Source organism: Salirhabdus sp. Marseille-P4669, assembly GCF_900240405.1.
GTDB lineage: Bacteria > Bacillota > Bacilli > Bacillales > Alkalibacillaceae > OEQK01.
The window spans coordinates 91,797-107,814 of sequence record NZ_OEQK01000009.1 but is presented as its reverse complement, the minus strand read 5'-3'; the positions used below and the strand labels follow the sequence as shown (position 1 = coordinate 107,814).

Here is a 16,018-nt window from a genome sequence, read left to right as displayed (position 1 = left end):
AGCCTCCTTCTTTCCTCATAGTTGTTTAATTATACATGCACGCTTTTCCGCTTACTGTGGGTTTGATTGAACAACACCCTGTTTACACCATTTAAAAATGCATGCGCTGAAGCTTCTAAAACATCTTGCCCCGCACCACGTCCACTTACCTGAATACCATTTACAGTCATTTGCACATGCGCTTCAGCAAGTGCATCTCGACCGCTTCCTACTGATTTTAGCTGATAATCTGTTAAATGAATTTCCTCTTGTACTAAGGCTTCCACCGTATTGTAAATGGCCTCTACGCTTCCTTGCCCGGTTCCAGCTGATTCTACATGAATTCCTTCCGGTGTTTTGAGAGCAACGGTTGCTGTAGGGATATTCGATGATCCATATTGAACCTGAAATGCTTTTAATTCATATTTTGGAGCATTTACTGCATCCGTTTGTAAATTCATTAAAATAACGAATAGGTCGTCATCTGTTACTTCTTTTTTGCGATCGGTCAATTGCTTGAAGGCTTTAAAGGCTTCCATCATTTTATCTTCGGAAAGCTCATAGCCTAATTGCTCTACTTTATCCTTAAAAGCATGTCGTCCAGAATGTTTACCAAGTACTAGATTATTGGATTTAATCCCTACCATCTCTGGTGTAATAATTTCATAGGTAGATGCTTCTTTTAGTACACCATCTTGATGGATTCCAGATTCATGAGCAAAAGCATTTTGACCAACTACAGCCTTATTACCAGGAACATTCATCCCCGTTAATTTACTTACAAGGTCACTCGTTCGTTTGATTTCTTGTAATACTAGATTTGTAGAATGGTTGTATTTATCACCGCGAATGGCTAGGGCAACTGCAATTTCCTCTAGCGCCGCATTTCCGGCCCGCTCTCCGATACCGTTTATAGTACCTTCTATTTGTGTTGCTCCATTTTCAATCGCAGCAATCGAATTAGCTACCGCCATTCCTAAATCATTGTGGCAGTGTGCGGATAGCGCTACCTTATCTATATTTGGGACATTTTCCTTCATATAGCGGAACATATACCCATACTCTTCTGGAGTCGTATAACCTACTGTATCCGGTAAGTTAATTACTGTTGCGCCTGCATCGATTACCTTTGTTACTACAGATACGAGAAAATCCAAATCCGATCGAGATGCATCCTCTGCAGACCATTCTACAAGCGGGAATTTCTTCCTTGCATATTTCACCATTTCCACCGCTGTCTCCATTACTTCATTTGGCGTTTTCTTTAGTTTATAGGTCATATGAATTGGTGATGTAGCAAGAAAGGTGTGAAGTCTTGGCTCTTCTGCATCTTTAAGTGCGTCCCATGCTGCATCGATATCTGATTTAATCGTTCGCGCCAGCCCAGTTACAGATGAATCCTTTATGGTTTGAGCTATCGCGCGAACCGCTTCAAAATCTCCTTGAGAGGAAGCTGGGAACCCAGCTTCCATAATATTTACCCCAAGTCGTTCCAATTGCTTTGCTATTTCGAGCTTTTCTAATTTATTTAAATTAACTCCCGGAGACTGCTCACCATCTCTTAATGTTGTGTCAAATATGTTAATGTGAGCCATGTACGACCACTTCCTTTTTCGATTTCGTAGACTTCTTCACGAACGGCATTAAAGCCCGTAATTCTTTACCTACTTTCTCGATTGGGTGGTTATTCTCTCTAGCATTTATTGCATTAAATTGTGGACGATTAACTTGGTTCTCCAAAATCCATCCTTTTGCAAACTCCCCTGTTTGTATTTCTTTTAATAATTCCTTCATTCGTTCTTTCGTTTCCTCGTTTACAACTCGCGGCCCTGAAACAAAATCGCCCCATTGCGCCGTGTCAGAGATAGAGTAGCGCATGTATTCTAGGCCACCTTCATACATGAGATCTACAATTAGCTTTAATTCATGTAAGCATTCAAAGTAGGCAACCTCTGGCTGATATCCGGCTTCTGTTAAGGTTTCAAAGCCTGCTTTTACAAGACTTGTTAACCCCCCACAAAGCACCGCCTGCTCACCAAACAGATCCGTTTCCGTTTCTTCCTGGAATGTCGTTTCTAAGATTCCTGCACGTCCTGCCCCAATTCCTTTGGCATAAGCAAGTGCAATCTCCTTCGCATTTCCAGTAACATCCTGATACACACCATATAAAGACGGAACTCCAGCACCCTCTTCATATGTTCTTCTTACTAAATGTCCTGGCCCTTTTGGAGCTACTAGAAATACATCAACATCCTCTGGGGGTACAATTTGGTTAAAATGAATATTAAATCCGTGCGCAAATGCTAATGCATTTCCTGCTTCTAAATTTGGTCTAATCTGCTCCTCAAACACCTTTGTTTGATGCTCATCTGGTAGAAGAATCATCACAACTTCTGCTCCTTGAACAGCCTCTCCCACACTTTTTACATCAAATCCATCTTCCTCCGCTTTTTCCCATGACTTGCCTGGTCTTAATCCAACGACTACCTCAAAGCCGCTATCCTTTAAATTCTGTGCGTGTGCATGACCTTGAGAACCGTAGCCTACTACTGCTATCCTTTTATTACGTAAAACCTCATCCTGAATGTCATTGTGATAAAGTACCTTTGCCATAAATACCAATCCTTTCCCTTTTAAATTTATTTAAGTATGGAATAAGGTGTAAGTTCCGTAACCTGTGGTTGATGGCCACGTAAGAATGCAGTTACACCAGTCCTTGCTAACTCTTTAATTCCATAAGGTCTAAGCAGCTCTATTAATGCTTCCACCTTATCTGTCTTTCCTGTTACCTGAATGGTGAGACTATCTTTACTAACATCAATTACTGTTGCCCGAAACGGTTCAATGATCCCCTGAATTTCATTTCGTAATTGACCATTGCTCACTACTTTAATAAGTGCCATTTCACGTGCTACAATCGCCTTATCCGTAATATCTGAAACCTTTAATACATCAATTTGCTTATTAAGTTGTTTAATCAGCTGCTCTAGCTTTTGGCTATCTTCCACTTCAACAACTAAGGTCATTTTTGAAATCGACGGAGTTTCCGATTGACCAACTGTAATGCTTTCTATATTAAATTGCCGTTTTTGTAAAAGGCCTGTAACTCGATTTAACACACCACTTCGATTATGAACTGTTGCATTGATGATCCTTCTCATGGTTTCACCCCTATCATTTCATGTAGGCCTTTACCTGGAGCAATCATCGGATATACATTTTCTAAAGCTACCACTCTACAATCCATAACAACTGGACCATCGTAACGAAAGGCGTACTCTAGCGCTCCCTGTAGACTTGCTTCGTCGTCTACTCTCATTCCTTTAATCGAATAACTTTCCGCTAACTTTACAAAATCAGGTTGAACCTGTAGTAAAGATTCGGAATACCTTTCTTCATAAAACGTTTGTTGCCATTGTCTTACCATCCCTAGCGCTTCATTATTTACAATGATCACTTTCACCGGTAAGTTTCGTTCTTGTAAAATAGAGAGCTCTTGCAATGTCATTTGAAAGCCCCCATCACCTACAATTGCTACCACTGTTGCATCTGGTTTTGCTAGCTGAGCGCCAATTGCAGCCGGGAATCCAAACCCCATTGTGCCAAGTCCTCCTGAGGTTACCCAACAATCTGGTTTTTCAAAGGTGTAATGTTGCGCAGCCCACATTTGATGCTGACCAACATCGGTTGTAATAATCGCCTGCCCTTTTGTTACTTGATGAACGGCTTTAATTAACACTTGTGGCGAAATTTTCTCTTCTGCGTTTTTATACCAAAGTGGATATTGTCGCTTATTGTCTGCTAATTTTTCCATCCAGGTGTGATCATTTTGCGAGGGTTCTGTTTGTGCAATAAGTTGCTTTAACGCCTCCTTCGCATCCGCTACGATTGGGATGTGAGTCTCCACGTTTTTGCCAATCTCGGCTGGATCGATATCTACATGTGCTACCACTGCGTTCGGTGCAAAATGCTTTAAATTACCAGTCAATCTGTCATCAAAGCGTGCTCCGATATTTATTAATAAGTCACACTCATAAAGCGCCATGTTGGCTGTGTAAGTTCCATGCATCCCTGCCATCCCTAAAGAAAGCTCGTGATTTCCAGGAAAGCTACCTAGTCCTAGTAATGTCGTTGTGACAGGTAAAGCATGTTTTAGAGCAAACGTTTTTAGTTCTTCAGATGCACTACTATGCAAAACTCCAGCACCCGCTAATAGTAATGGTCGTTTTGCCTTAGCTAAGGAATCTGATAGCTTCTTAATTTGTAATGGATTTGGCTTTGTCGTTGGTTGGTAACCAGGTAACTCAAAGCTTGAATCGAATACTTTTCCGCTTAAATTTGCAGAAATATCTTTTGGAATATCTACCACTACCGGTCCTTTTCTTCCTGTAGAAGCAATATGAAATGCCTCCTTTACAATTCTCGGCAGATCACGTATCGATTGGACCTGATAATTATGCTTCGTTATCGGTGTGGTAATTCCCATTACATCTGCTTCTTGGAATGCGTCCGTTCCAATTACCGTTCTTGCTACTTGGCCCGTGAAAATGACTAATGGCAAAGAATCAATCATTGCATCTGCAATACCTGTTACTAAATTGGTTGCTCCTGGTCCCGAAGTCGCAATAACAACCCCTGGTTTTCCCGTCACTCTCGCATAACCTTCCGCAGCATGTATTGCACCCTGTTCATGTCTCGTTAAAATATGATCGAAGGCCTTCTCTACTTTGTAGATGGCATCATAAATTGGTAAGACTGCACCACCTGGATAGCCAAAAATTGTATCCACATTCTCCTCTATTAGCGCTCTCACAAGAACATCCGCACCTGTCATAGGTTCATTACTAGGACAAACATCCATCTTTGCTTCTACACTCAATTTTTTCCCTCCCTAAAGAAGTTAAATTTTATTATGAAACTCATCTTTACTCGCTTTTTCAAGAGTGAGATTGTTTTATTCATTTTGTTTATTCCTAGGATTCAACTAGTTCATCTGCTTTTTCTTTGAGTTTGTGTTGGAATTCAACTAAATTATCAGCTTTTCTTCGAGTTTGTGCTGGAATTCAACTAAATTATCAGCTTTTCTTCGAGTTTGTGTTGGAATTCAACTAGTTCATCCACTTTTCCATCAAGTTCCTGCTGTAATTCAACTAAATCATCAGCTTTTTCGACATGTTCCTGCTGCAATTCAACTAGTTCATCCACTTTTTCACCGAGTTTGTGTTGGAATTCAACTAAATCATCAGCTTTTTCACCGAGTTCCTGCTGCAATTCAACTAGTTCATTCACTTTTCCATCAAGTTCCTGCTGCAATTCAACTAAATCATCCATTTTTCCATCAAGTTCCTGTTACAATTCAACAAGTCCCATCACTTTTTCTTAAGCTCGCAGCTATAATCTAACAATAGCGCTGTATTTTTCCTGCTTGATGGTATAAAAAAAGACCCATCTCTCCTATAAAACCGCACATTGGCAGAATATAAGGGGAGAAAAGGTCTTATGCTTTTCACGGTACCACCCTAGTTCACAGCATCCTTACAGATACTATCTCACGAGGCAAATTGAAAACGAAAAGCAAAAGCGCCTTGCTCAGACCCGACAGGCATAAGACGGGACCCGCAGTGGCGGGCTTTGCCACGTAGGGGGTCGTCTTATGTCCCGAGGGTCTAGGCGCTGTAGCTAGACACGAAAAGCAAAAGCGCCTTGCTCAGACCCGACAGGCATAAGACGGGACCCGCAGTGGCGGGCTTTGCCACGTAGGGGGTCGTCTTATGTCCCGAGGGTCTAGGCGCTGTAGCTAGACATGAAAAGCAAAAGCGCCTTGCTTTAAGAATTCAAAAGATATATGCCTCTTTTGATAACAGGTGTGTAAAATGCACCTGGTTAAGCTTACTAGGAACACCCCTTTCAGCTTAACACTCGGGGATGAGATTCAGAATAAGGTGTATGACCGGGCTTCCAGCAACCCCGGCTCTCTGGTCCATACACTTGATCTTATTCCTTTTTTCCCGTCATCGTTTTTTTCTATTAAATTTTCATTACTCCACCAGTATTAGCGGAGGTTACAAGCTTTGAATATTTCGCTAGATAACCAGTTTTAATTTTGGGCTCTGGTTTAATCCACTTTTTCTTTCGTTCCTCTAGTATCTCTTCATCGACGACTAATTCAATGGAACGATCTTCTAAGTCAATAATGATTAAATCGCCATTCTCTACTAACCCGATTGGTCCTCCTTCTGCAGCCTCTGGTGAAATATGTCCTACCGAGATACCTCGAGTTGCGCCTGAAAATCTACCATCTGTAATTAGGGCGACATCTTTTCCTAGTCCTCTTCCAGTAATAGAAGCAGTTGGAGCTAGCATCTCTGGCATTCCAGGTCCACCTTTTGGCCCTTCATAGCGAATCACAACGACATGGCCCGCTTTTACCGTTCCATCATCAATTCCTTTTTGTGCTTCCTCTTGGGATTCAAATACAATCGCCTCACCTCGGAACACTTTAATGGAAGGATCAACTGCACCTACCTTAATGACACTTCCATCTGGTGCTAGATTTCCATAAAGGATAGACAAACCACCTACAGGACTATAAGGATTATCTAGCCTTCGGATAACATCATCATTTAATATTTCAGCATCTTGCACATTTTCAAAGAGCGATTTCCCTGTTATGGTTATACGATCTTTATGGAGTAAGCCATCAATTTTACAAAGTTCCTTAATAATAGCACTAACCCCACCAGCTTCATGTACATCTTGCATGGAGTAGTCAGAAGCTGGACTGATTTTTGATAAATATGGAACCTTTTTAGCTATTTCATTTATATCTTTTAACTCATATTCCACTCCTGCTTCATGTGCGATTGCCAACATGTGTAAAACCGTATTGGTTGAACCTCCCATTGCCATATCTAAAGCAAATGCATCATCAAATGCTTCTTTTGTCAAAATGTCACGTGGACGAATGTCTTTCTCCACGATATTCATTAAATGCTTGGCAGCTTGGCGTACCAGTTCATAACGATCCTCGGATGTTGCAACGATTGTGCCGTTACCTGGTACCGTTAAGCCAAGCATTTCGGTCAAGCAGTTCATCGAGTTCGCTGTGAACATCCCAGAACATGAGCCACAGGTTGGGCAAGCTAAGGTTTCGAGTTGGACTAATTCTTGTTCGGACATTTTACCCGAGTTATATGCTCCAACGCCTTCAAATACAGAAACTAGTGATAGACTTTTACCTTCAGGAGACCTACCTGCTTCCATAGGGCCACCAGAAACAAAAACAGAAGGGACATTTGTTCTTGCTGCAGCCATTAGCATACCAGGCGTAATTTTGTCACAGTTTGGGATATAAAAAACTCCATCAAACCAATGGGCATTGATTACTGTTTCCGCACTGTCTACAATGATTTCACGGCTTGGTAAGGAATACCTCATCCCAATATGTCCCATCGCAATTCCATCATCTACGCCAATCGTATTAAACTCGAAAGGGATTCCTCCAGCTTCTCGAATGGCCTCTTTTACAACTTCTGCAAACTTATTAAGATGCTTATGACCTGGAATAATATCAATATAGGAATTACATACTCCAATAAATGGTTTACCTAAATCACTTGTTTTCACACCCGTAGCATGCAACAAACTCCGATGTGGCGCGCGATCAATTCCTTTCTTTATCATGTCACTTCGCATTTTATTCCTCCTACTTCCTTTACAATGTAACTTTGGCTTCTGGATAGCATTGGACTCCATCTGTTGTAACTATTTTTCGAAACTCCTCTAAAAGGTGGTTCGTAATAGTACCTGGTTTGCCGTCACCTATCTTTCTACTGTCGACCTCCACCACTGCAATCACTTCGGCTGCGGTACCTGTTAGAAATACTTCATCCGCTACATATACGTCATGTCTAGTGAATGGTGTTTCTTGAATTTCGTAGCCATTCGCTTTTGCTAAATCAATAATAGCGTTCCTCGTAATACCTTCTAATGCCCCAAGATATACAGGAGGAGTATAAATAACGCCGTTTTTTACGATGAAAATATTGTCGGCTGAACCTTCTGTAACATAGCCTTGATCATTTAACATCAGTGCTTCATCTGCATCTGCTTGATTCGCCTCTAATTTAACCAATATATTATTTAAATAATTTAAGGATTTTACTTGAGGACTAAGAACATCCGGGCGATTCCTTCTACTTGCAACCGAAACGAGCTTTAGTCCATTTTCATATGCTGATTTTGGATAAATTGCTAGTGCCTCGGCAATGACAATTACTCGAGGGCTAGAGCAGAACGATGGGTCTAATCCAAGATTTCCTACTCCCCTGGAAACTACTACTCGAATATAGGCATTATCTAAGCCATTTTTTCGAACAGTATTTACAATAATTTCTTCTAGCTCCTCCTTGGAATATGGGATATTTAACATAATCGATTGAGCTGACTCGTACAGTCGCTTTAAGTGGCTATCTAAGCGAAACACATTCCCACTGTAAACACGAATACCTTCAAACACCCCATCTCCATACAAGAAACCATGATCATAAACAGATACAACGGCGTCCTCTTTCCTTACATATTCACCACTAGAGAAAATCCATTGTTCACCCATGCGTACACTCCTCTCTATCTCTCATTAATTTATATTTAACGTTTTAAAGCTTAAAAACATTAAATCACTAAAATATTAGGGTAAAAGGAAAACCCTTTGTTACTCTTCAATTTGAAGTAAGGAACAATCGGGCTTATTAAGGTTTTGATAGATAAGAATTTTCTAACTATTTTTAATTATTGTCGATAATCATAACGCCATTTCAAGAGAAGGTCAACAGTTATTTTCAAAAAATCTGATAATTTTGATATATCAGATTTTTAGGAAACGCTTACATTATTGATATGAATAGGACGCCACTAAAATAGGGCCAAAAGCACATTTTTAAAACAGTGACAAGCTTATACCAGACTGAGAAGTCGTTCATTTCTAATAAAAAAGTTCAAGCACACGAGACTTACTTTACTTAAGGTTTAACAATTTAGGATTTTCTACATCCATATAAAAAAGAATCCCATTTTCAGGGATTCTTTTTCCTAAAGTGAATGTTTGTTTCGCCACAACATGGAACCTCAAGTCAGATTGCTTTTACTTGAGCGTGAGCAGAGTACTTTTTTGGTAAAGCCGGCATGAGAAGCAATAACAATGCTGCACAAATAATACAAGAGATCAACATATAAGCGCCGTTGTACGTAAAGGAGAACCATGCTACTGGAACACCTGAAGGCGCGGTTGATGCCCAAAAGACAATGCCTGCTATATAGTGAACAATAAATCGGAAGAAGCTACCAATTATGGTTCCGATAATAATATATGAAACCCACTTCTTCCCATTCCTTTCAGCAAGACCACTCCGAACTTGGGCTGCAACTATACCTGCAAGACCTACAACGGTAAATGCGAGAAAATATTCTACAAAAACTTGTATAAAGTGAACCATGTAAGCCGTACCTAGTATGACTTGCAAAGCACCGAATAAAAAGCCGGTTAAAAGTCCCCCTTTTAGCCCCCAGCGAAATGCCATGATCATTACCGGCACCATAGCAATCGATACAGATCCTCCATTTGGCCAAAATCTTCCTGTTAAAAATCCAGATAATAAGTCTAATAACATAGCAAGTGCAGAAAAAATAGCAACCTCTACTAAAAATAAAACCTTTGATTGATTATTCATCATAATACCTCCCCTATAAAAATAAAAAAAGCAAAGTATGGCGCAAGGACGCGCTATACTTTGCTTTATATTACATGCAAAATTGTCCTTTACACCACAATCCCTACGCAAGTGCTAACTTAACAGGTTCAAAGGGTCAAGAACTCCATTGTTCAATCTCAGCCATTTGGCTCCCCTTTGTGGCAATAAAACGTATTCACTTTTATAACCATACTATACTACGAATGAAAAATTATGACAACCTTGGCTTACTTTGTATAAACAGAAATATCAACTCCAGCTCGCTCTAGCTTTTCCGCCCCTTCCTTTTCAATCTCATTTTTTAGCTTTGTCAGAAAGGAATCAAAAGCGGTATGGACCCCTAGCCGAAATGTCATTTCTTTTTCAATTTCAATCCATGTTGAAAAATCTGCTTCATTATGCTGAATTTGTGCTTCAAGCTTATCCAATGCATTGGCAACCTTAGCTTCATAGGATGATTTTTCTTCAAACTCCATCCAAACACGATAGATTTCATTTCCTAACGGGTCTGGAAGCATATCTCTAATTTCTGTTATGGCCTGCATTTCTCTTTGTTGTTTTGCATTCTTTACAGTACTGTCATACAACGTATCGAAGGCTGGAACATCTCCTACTTTTGCCTCTATTAAATCATGAATGGTAATCATTTTTAATAGCTTCTCCATGTTAAGGGATTTATCTAAGTATTTTTCAACTAAAATCGCCATCAATGATACTCTCCATGTGTGCTCTGCTACACTTTCCGCTCTCCCATTTGATAACCAACTATGACGAAGTTCTTTTTTTAGCCTCTCACCAAGCTTGATAACCTGCAATATTTGTTGTATTTCTACCATAAGTCCCTCCAATATATGATTCAATCCTATAAATTAAGTATAGTCTGAAAATGCATTAATTTCCATAAATATACCAATCCATTTATCCTATGGTATAATTATCCTACTTATTTTATAAAAAGTTAGGTTGATAATATGCAGTTAGGAAAGTTAATTAAATATCATCGTACAAGACAAGGTATTACACAAAAGGAGCTCGCTAATGGTATTTGCTCTATTTCCTATTTAAGTAAAATTGAAAATGGGAGCATCACACCAAACAATGATGTGATTAAGTTAATAACTTCTAGACTAAACATATCCATTCAAAAAGATAACGATAATAACGATGAAATAAAGGAGAAAATCTTTTATTGGTATAGACTTATAAAGGAAAGAGATAAAGAAAAGGCAAAACAAAAATGGAAAGAATTAGAGAACATATATTATACAACTTCAAATTTAGAAGCTAAGCAACTGTTAGCAGTAATGAAATTCATCTATGAAATCACTTTTAATAATATAAATCAAGTCAAAGAAACATATGAAAAAGTAAAAGAAGCAAAATCACTATTTGATAACGAAACACTTTATTACTTTTACAAATTTGAAAGTTTGTATTTTTATTATTTAAACGATCTAAATGCCGCATTAGTATCATTAAAACAATGTGAAAAAATTTACGATAAAATTGATTTAATTGACTATGATTTATATTATAATCTATCGTTTTTCTATAAAAAAACCTATCAAATGCAAAAATCAAATTACTATGCTTATACATTATTAACGTTGGCACAAAAAAACATAAATATAAAATTTATAATTAATGCAAATATGATCTTAGCCGCAAATTACATTAGACTTGGTGAATATAACTCTGCAGAAGAAATTTTATTAAAACTCAAGGAGAATGTTGAGAGAAACAACGTCCAAATTACGGCACTAATTCACCATAATCTAGGATATATTTATTATCAATGGAACAATCTTGATAAAGCACTAAATCATTTAGAAACAGCATTAGAATATCATATTAATGAATTTGATAAGATTGATACTCTTTTTATACTAGCCCTAGTGTATAATGCGAAAGGAAATAAGGATAAACTTGATATCATAATATCTAAAGGAAAACAATTAGCGAATAAACTTAATTACAAAAAGTTTATATATAAATTTTACATTCTCGAGAAAAAAATTGCTAAGAAAACTTTAGATTTATCATTTATATCAAAACTAGAAAAGGAAATAGTTCCTTATTTTGAAGAATCAGGTGAAAAAAATGAATTAATGCGCCACTTAAAATTATTAGGAGATATTTATTACCAAAGACGACAATACAAAAATTCTGCAGAATATTATAGTAGAACCCACCACTTATATACAAATACATTTAGAATTGAAGACTTCATTTGAATTTTAAAGCCATGATAATGGCTTTTTTTATTAAAAAATGCCTCCCTGATAGGAATAATCAACATTTTAATAGAATAGTAATATTACTAGAATTGAAAGCGCTTTACTTAGAAGGGAGGAAAACACTTGTCAGCATCCTATTTATCAGAAGAACATCATATATTCAGAGGCGCCTTTCGTAAGTTTTTGGAAATGGAAGCTTATCCCTTTTTTGAAGCATGGGAGGATAACGGACTAATTCCAAGAGATTTCTGGCGAAAAATGGGCGAAAAATGGCTTTTTATGTCCTTGGGTTGATGAAGCATATGGCGGGTTAAATGCTGATTTTGCCTACTCCGTAATTATTTCGGAAGAATTAGAAAGATTGGGGGCAGGTACGGTTGGAATTGGACTTCATAACGACATAGCAAGTCCCTATATCGATAGTTTTGGTTCGAAAAATCAAAAAGAAAAGTGGCTTCCAGGCTGTGTTACAGGCGATTTCATTACCGCAATCGCCATGACAGAACCAGGTGCGGGTTCAGACTTATCTGCAATAAAAACAAAAGCAATTCGTAAGGGTGATTTTTACATTATTAATGGCGTAAAAACGTTCATTACAAATGGGATTCACTCTGATTTGATCATATTAGCAGTGAAAACAGATCCGAAAGCAGAACCTGCACATCGGGGAATTTCACTAATTGTTGTAGAAAAAGACACGCCTGGTTTTCGTAAAGGTAAAAAGTTAAGGAAAGTAGGCATGCATAGTCAAGACACTGCTGAACTAATATTTGATGATGCGAGGGTTCCAGTAGAAAATCTTTTAGGTGAAGAGGGCAAGGGATTTTATTATTTAATGGACAAGCTTCAGCAAGAAAGGTTAATGGTCGCAATATCTGCTCAAACAGCTGCAGAGGTAATGTTTGAATTAACGAAGGATTATGTTCAAAAGCGTAAGGCATTCGGTTCATCCATTAGTAACCTACAAACCATTCAATTTCGTTTAGCTGAAATGGCGACGGAAATTGAAATTGGGAGAACATTCTTAGATAAACTAATCACCAATCATATGAATCAATTAAATATTGTGACAGAAGTTTCAATGGCAAAATGTTGGATTACAGAAATGGCGAAGCGTGTAGCCTCCGAGTCGATGCAGCTACACGGTGGATATGGTTATATGGAGGAATATGAAATTGCACGAAGATATAGAGACATACCAGTAACCTCTATTTATGCAGGCTCTAACGAGATTATGAAGCAGATAATTGCAAAAAACATTTTAAACAGCTAATACATATAAATTGGAGTGAGTGAATTGTCAAACACAGTACGTTTATCAGTTGAAGGAAAAATAGCTACTATTACATTAAATCGACCAAATAGTAGAAATGCAATGGATGCTGAACTATTAATTGCTTTACAAGATGCTTTGCGAAAGGTAAAGGATAGTAGTGCAAATGTCCTTGTTCTGACAGGAGAGGGCCCGGCATTTTCAGCAGGAGGAGATATTAAAACAATGCTGCAAGAAATGAATCCGGATGGCTTCGAAGAAATCATGGGTATCATTAAAGATATTATTGTAACATTGTACACATTACCTAAAATTACGATTAGTGCTGTTAATGGGGCTGCAGCTGGATTAGGCTTAAGCCTTGCATTAGCATCAGACTTTGTCATTGCACATAATAGTGCCAAAATCGCGATGAATTTTATCGGGATTGGTTTAATTCCAGATGGCGGCGGACACTTCTTTATGAAAAAACGATTAGGAGAAGTAAAAGCGAAGCAAGTTATTTGGGAAGGAAAAAGAATGACAGCGGAGGAAGCTAAGCAAATTGGGTTAGTTGATGACGTAGTAAACGGTGACTTACAAGTATATCTTACCAACCGCTTAAATTTGCTCCTAAGCTCTCCACTAAAAGCGATGATCGAGACAAAGCTTCTTTATGCAGAGTATTATCGTTCAGAGTTAGAGCACATTTTAGATAGAGAAACGATTGGTCAAAAAAATATGCGCCAAACGAAAGATCACGCAGAGGGGATTAAAGCGTTTTTAGAGAAAAGAGCGCCTAATTTCCAAGGTGAATGAAATAAGGTCTGTCAATCGACAGACCCTCATTACTTATATAGACTTCTTTTTTGCAGCTTTTTCTCTTTCATTCTTGTTAAGAATTTGCTTACGAAGACGAATGGATTGAGGTGTTACTTCACAATACTCATCATCATCTAAGTATTCAATTGCTTCTTCCAAGCTCATTTTTCTTGTACTTCTAATCGTCGCAGTTTGGTCTTTTGTTGCAGAACGAACGTTAGTTAAATGCTTTTCTCTAGTTATATTAACCGTAAGATCATTTTCACGATTGTGTTCTCCAACAATCATACCAGCATACACTTCTGTTCCTGGTTCCACAAAGATTACCCCTCGATCTTCTAGTCCCATAATACTGTAAGTTGTAGCCTTACCCGTTTCTAAAGCAACTAGTACACCTTGACGACGTCCACCGACGTTACCTGGTGTAACTGGTTCATAGCCATCAAAGGTATGGTTTAATATTCCGTATCCTCGAGTTTGTGTTAAAAATTCTGTAGAATAACCAATTAGGCCTCGAGAAGGTATTTTAAACTCAAGACGAACTTGACCGTTACCATGATTAATCATATCAATCATTTCGCCTTTTCTAGAGCCTAAAGCTTCGATTACAGAACCTGAGTATTCTTCAGGTACATCAGCTTGGACACGCTCTACTGGCTCACATTTTACACCATCTATTTCTTTAATGATTACTTGTGGTTTCGATAATTGAAGTTCATAGCCTTCACGTCGCATATTCTCAACTAAAATAGAAAGGTGTAGCTCACCTCTCCCCGAAACTGTCCAAGCATCTGGAGAGTCAGTTGGATCTACGCGCAAACTAACATCTGTTTGCAGCTGCATTAAAAGGCGCTCTTCTATTTTACGTGCTGTTACAAATTTTCCCTCTCTACCTGCGAAAGGACTATTGTTAACACGGAACGTCATTTGCAAGGTAGGTTCGTCAATTCTTAACATTGGTAATGCATCTAAATGATCTGGAGGACAAATGGTTTCTCCAACATTAATATCCTCTAAACCAGAAACCGCAACAATGTCACCAGCTTTAGCCTCTTCAATTTCAATTCGTTTTAAACCGATAAATCCAAATAATTTGGAAATACGGAACGATTTAGTGGTTCCATCATTACGCATAACCGTAACTTGTTCACCAGATTTTATTGCTCCTCTGAATACGCGTCCAACACCAATACGCCCAACATATTCATTGTAATCAAGCAAAGTTACTTGGAACTGTAGAGGTTCAGCAGAATTTTCTACAGGGGCAGGTACGTGCTCTAAAATAGTGGAGAAAATAGGGTCCATTGTTTCCTGTTGATCTTCTGGTTCTAGGCCTGAGGTACCTTGAAGTGCAGAAGCATAAACAACAGGAAACTCCAATTGTTCATCATTTGCACCAAGTTCGATAAATAAATCCAACACTTCATCAATAACCGCTTCAGGGCGTGCATTTGGTCGGTCAATTTTATTTAATACAACAACAGGATTCAATTCCTGTTCTAATGCTTTTTTCAATACAAAACGTGTTTGGGGCATACATCCTTCATAGGCATCTACTACTAATAATACACCATCAACCATTTTCATAATCCGTTCCACTTCTCCACCAAAATCAGCGTGTCCTGGTGTATCTAAAATGTTAATTCGTGTATCTTTATAATTAATAGCTGTGTTTTTAGCTAAGATTGTAATTCCACGTTCTCTTTCTAAATCATTTGAATCCATTGCACGCTCATCTACATGCTCATTATCACGAAATGTTCCAGAATAACGAAGCAACTGGTCCACTAACGTTGTTTTACCATGGTCAACGTGAGCAATAATCGCAATGTTTCGAATATCCGTTCTTTGTTGCATAGAACAACTCTCCTCTAAATATTTAATAAAAACGACTAGAACTTGATAATTATATCATAAATTGACAAAAATCAAGTTTTTTCTCGAAAATGATTTGATATTTTTAATGTGCACGAAAAGCA

General features: G+C 38.3%; 12 protein-coding genes, 1 pseudogene and 1 riboswitch. Of the genes and pseudogenes, 3 read left to right on the top strand and 10 right to left on the bottom strand.

Going from position 1 to position 16,018, the window contains the following annotated elements:
* Positions 1–29: 29 nt before the first annotated feature.
* From C1A05_RS16290 to C1A05_RS16250, 9 genes are all read right to left on the bottom strand, one after another.
* Positions 30–1,574 (bottom strand): 2-isopropylmalate synthase, encoded by a 1,545-nt coding sequence (locus C1A05_RS16290; RefSeq protein WP_102029303.1) that lies wholly within the window; start codon positions 1,572–1,574, stop codon positions 30–32.
* The gene (gene ilvC, locus C1A05_RS16285; RefSeq protein WP_102029302.1) at positions 1,561–2,592 is read right to left on the bottom strand and encodes a ketol-acid reductoisomerase; all 1,032 of its coding nucleotides are present in this window, start codon (positions 2,590–2,592) and stop codon (positions 1,561–1,563) included. Before ilvC ends, C1A05_RS16290 begins: the two co-directional genes overlap by 14 nt.
* 26 nt (positions 2,593–2,618) lie before the next feature.
* Entirely contained in the window at positions 2,619–3,140 is a 522-nt protein-coding gene (ilvN, locus tag C1A05_RS16280; protein WP_102029301.1) for an acetolactate synthase small subunit, read from the bottom strand.
* Positions 3,137–4,840 (bottom strand): acetolactate synthase large subunit, encoded by a 1,704-nt coding sequence (ilvB, locus tag C1A05_RS16275; RefSeq protein ID WP_102029372.1) that lies wholly within the window; start codon positions 4,838–4,840, stop codon positions 3,137–3,139. The genes ilvN and ilvB overlap by 4 nt, the downstream gene beginning before the upstream one ends.
* A 206-nt stretch (positions 4,841–5,046) precedes the next feature.
* Entirely contained in the window at positions 5,047–5,310 is a 264-nt protein-coding gene (locus C1A05_RS16270) for a hypothetical protein (protein ID WP_102029300.1), read from the bottom strand.
* Positions 5,311–6,006: 696 nt separating this feature from the next.
* Entirely contained in the window at positions 6,007–7,674 is a 1,668-nt protein-coding gene (gene ilvD, locus C1A05_RS16265; protein ID WP_102029299.1) for a dihydroxy-acid dehydratase, read from the bottom strand.
* A gap of 19 nt (positions 7,675–7,693) precedes the next feature.
* Positions 7,694–8,593, bottom strand: a complete 900-nt coding sequence (ilvE, locus tag C1A05_RS16260) for a branched-chain-amino-acid transaminase (RefSeq protein WP_102029298.1) — start codon at positions 8,591–8,593, stop codon at positions 7,694–7,696.
* A gap of 517 nt (positions 8,594–9,110) precedes the next feature.
* Complete coding sequence (thiT, locus tag C1A05_RS16255; RefSeq protein WP_102029297.1) at positions 9,111–9,707, bottom strand: energy-coupled thiamine transporter ThiT; 597 nt, start codon at positions 9,705–9,707, stop codon at positions 9,111–9,113.
* A gap of 83 nt (positions 9,708–9,790) precedes the next feature.
* Positions 9,791–9,894: riboswitch (TPP riboswitch) on the bottom strand.
* A gap of 61 nt (positions 9,895–9,955) precedes the next feature.
* Positions 9,956–10,564, bottom strand: a complete 609-nt coding sequence (locus C1A05_RS16250) for an HD domain-containing protein (RefSeq protein WP_102029296.1) — start codon at positions 10,562–10,564, stop codon at positions 9,956–9,958.
* Positions 10,565–10,699: 135 nt separating this feature from the next.
* On the opposite strand from C1A05_RS16250, the gene C1A05_RS16245 reads away from it, so the two are divergent.
* The 3 genes and pseudogenes from C1A05_RS16245 (at position 10,700) to C1A05_RS16235 (ending at position 14,036) form a co-directional block, all read left to right on the top strand.
* Complete coding sequence (locus C1A05_RS16245; RefSeq protein ID WP_102029295.1) at positions 10,700–11,962, top strand: helix-turn-helix domain-containing protein; 1,263 nt, start codon at positions 10,700–10,702, stop codon at positions 11,960–11,962.
* A gap of 126 nt (positions 11,963–12,088) precedes the next feature.
* Positions 12,089–13,238, top strand: a pseudogene (locus C1A05_RS16240) (acyl-CoA dehydrogenase family protein).
* Between the two features lie 24 nt (positions 13,239–13,262).
* Entirely contained in the window at positions 13,263–14,036 is a 774-nt protein-coding gene (locus C1A05_RS16235) for an enoyl-CoA hydratase (protein WP_102029294.1), read from the top strand.
* 33 nt (positions 14,037–14,069) lie between these two features.
* Here the strand turns inward: C1A05_RS16235 and typA are convergent, their stop codons facing one another.
* Positions 14,070–15,896: a translational GTPase TypA gene (gene typA / locus C1A05_RS16230; protein WP_102029293.1), complete on the bottom strand. Its 1,827-nt coding sequence runs from the start codon at positions 15,894–15,896 to the stop codon at positions 14,070–14,072.
* Positions 15,897–16,018 lie beyond the last annotated feature (122 nt).

Bases quoted from the DNA above. Each gene is read 5' to 3' on its own strand.
- ilvE (WP_102029298.1), bottom strand. From the start codon at position 8,593: ATGGGTGAACAATGGATTTTCTCTAGTGGTGAATATGTAAGGAAAGAG.
- C1A05_RS16245 (WP_102029295.1), top strand. From the start codon at position 10,700: ATGCAGTTAGGAAAGTTAATTAAATATCATCGTACAAGACAAGGTATT.
- ilvC (WP_102029302.1), bottom strand. From the start codon at position 2,592: ATGGCAAAGGTACTTTATCACAATGACATTCAGGATGAGGTTTTACGT.
- C1A05_RS16250 (WP_102029296.1), bottom strand. From the start codon at position 10,564: ATGGTAGAAATACAACAAATATTGCAGGTTATCAAGCTTGGTGAGAGG.
- typA (WP_102029293.1), bottom strand. From the start codon at position 15,896: ATGCAACAAAGAACGGATATTCGAAACATTGCGATTATTGCTCACGTT.
- ilvB (WP_102029372.1), bottom strand. From the start codon at position 4,840: ATGGATGTTTGTCCTAGTAATGAACCTATGACAGGTGCGGATGTTCTT.
- ilvD (WP_102029299.1), bottom strand. From the start codon at position 7,674: ATGCGAAGTGACATGATAAAGAAAGGAATTGATCGCGCGCCACATCGG.
- C1A05_RS16270 (WP_102029300.1), bottom strand. From the start codon at position 5,310: ATGGATGATTTAGTTGAATTGCAGCAGGAACTTGATGGAAAAGTGAAT.
- ilvN (WP_102029301.1), bottom strand. From the start codon at position 3,140: ATGAGAAGGATCATCAATGCAACAGTTCATAATCGAAGTGGTGTGTTA.
- C1A05_RS16290 (WP_102029303.1), bottom strand. From the start codon at position 1,574: ATGGCTCACATTAACATATTTGACACAACATTAAGAGATGGTGAGCAG.
- thiT (WP_102029297.1), bottom strand. From the start codon at position 9,707: ATGAATAATCAATCAAAGGTTTTATTTTTAGTAGAGGTTGCTATTTTT.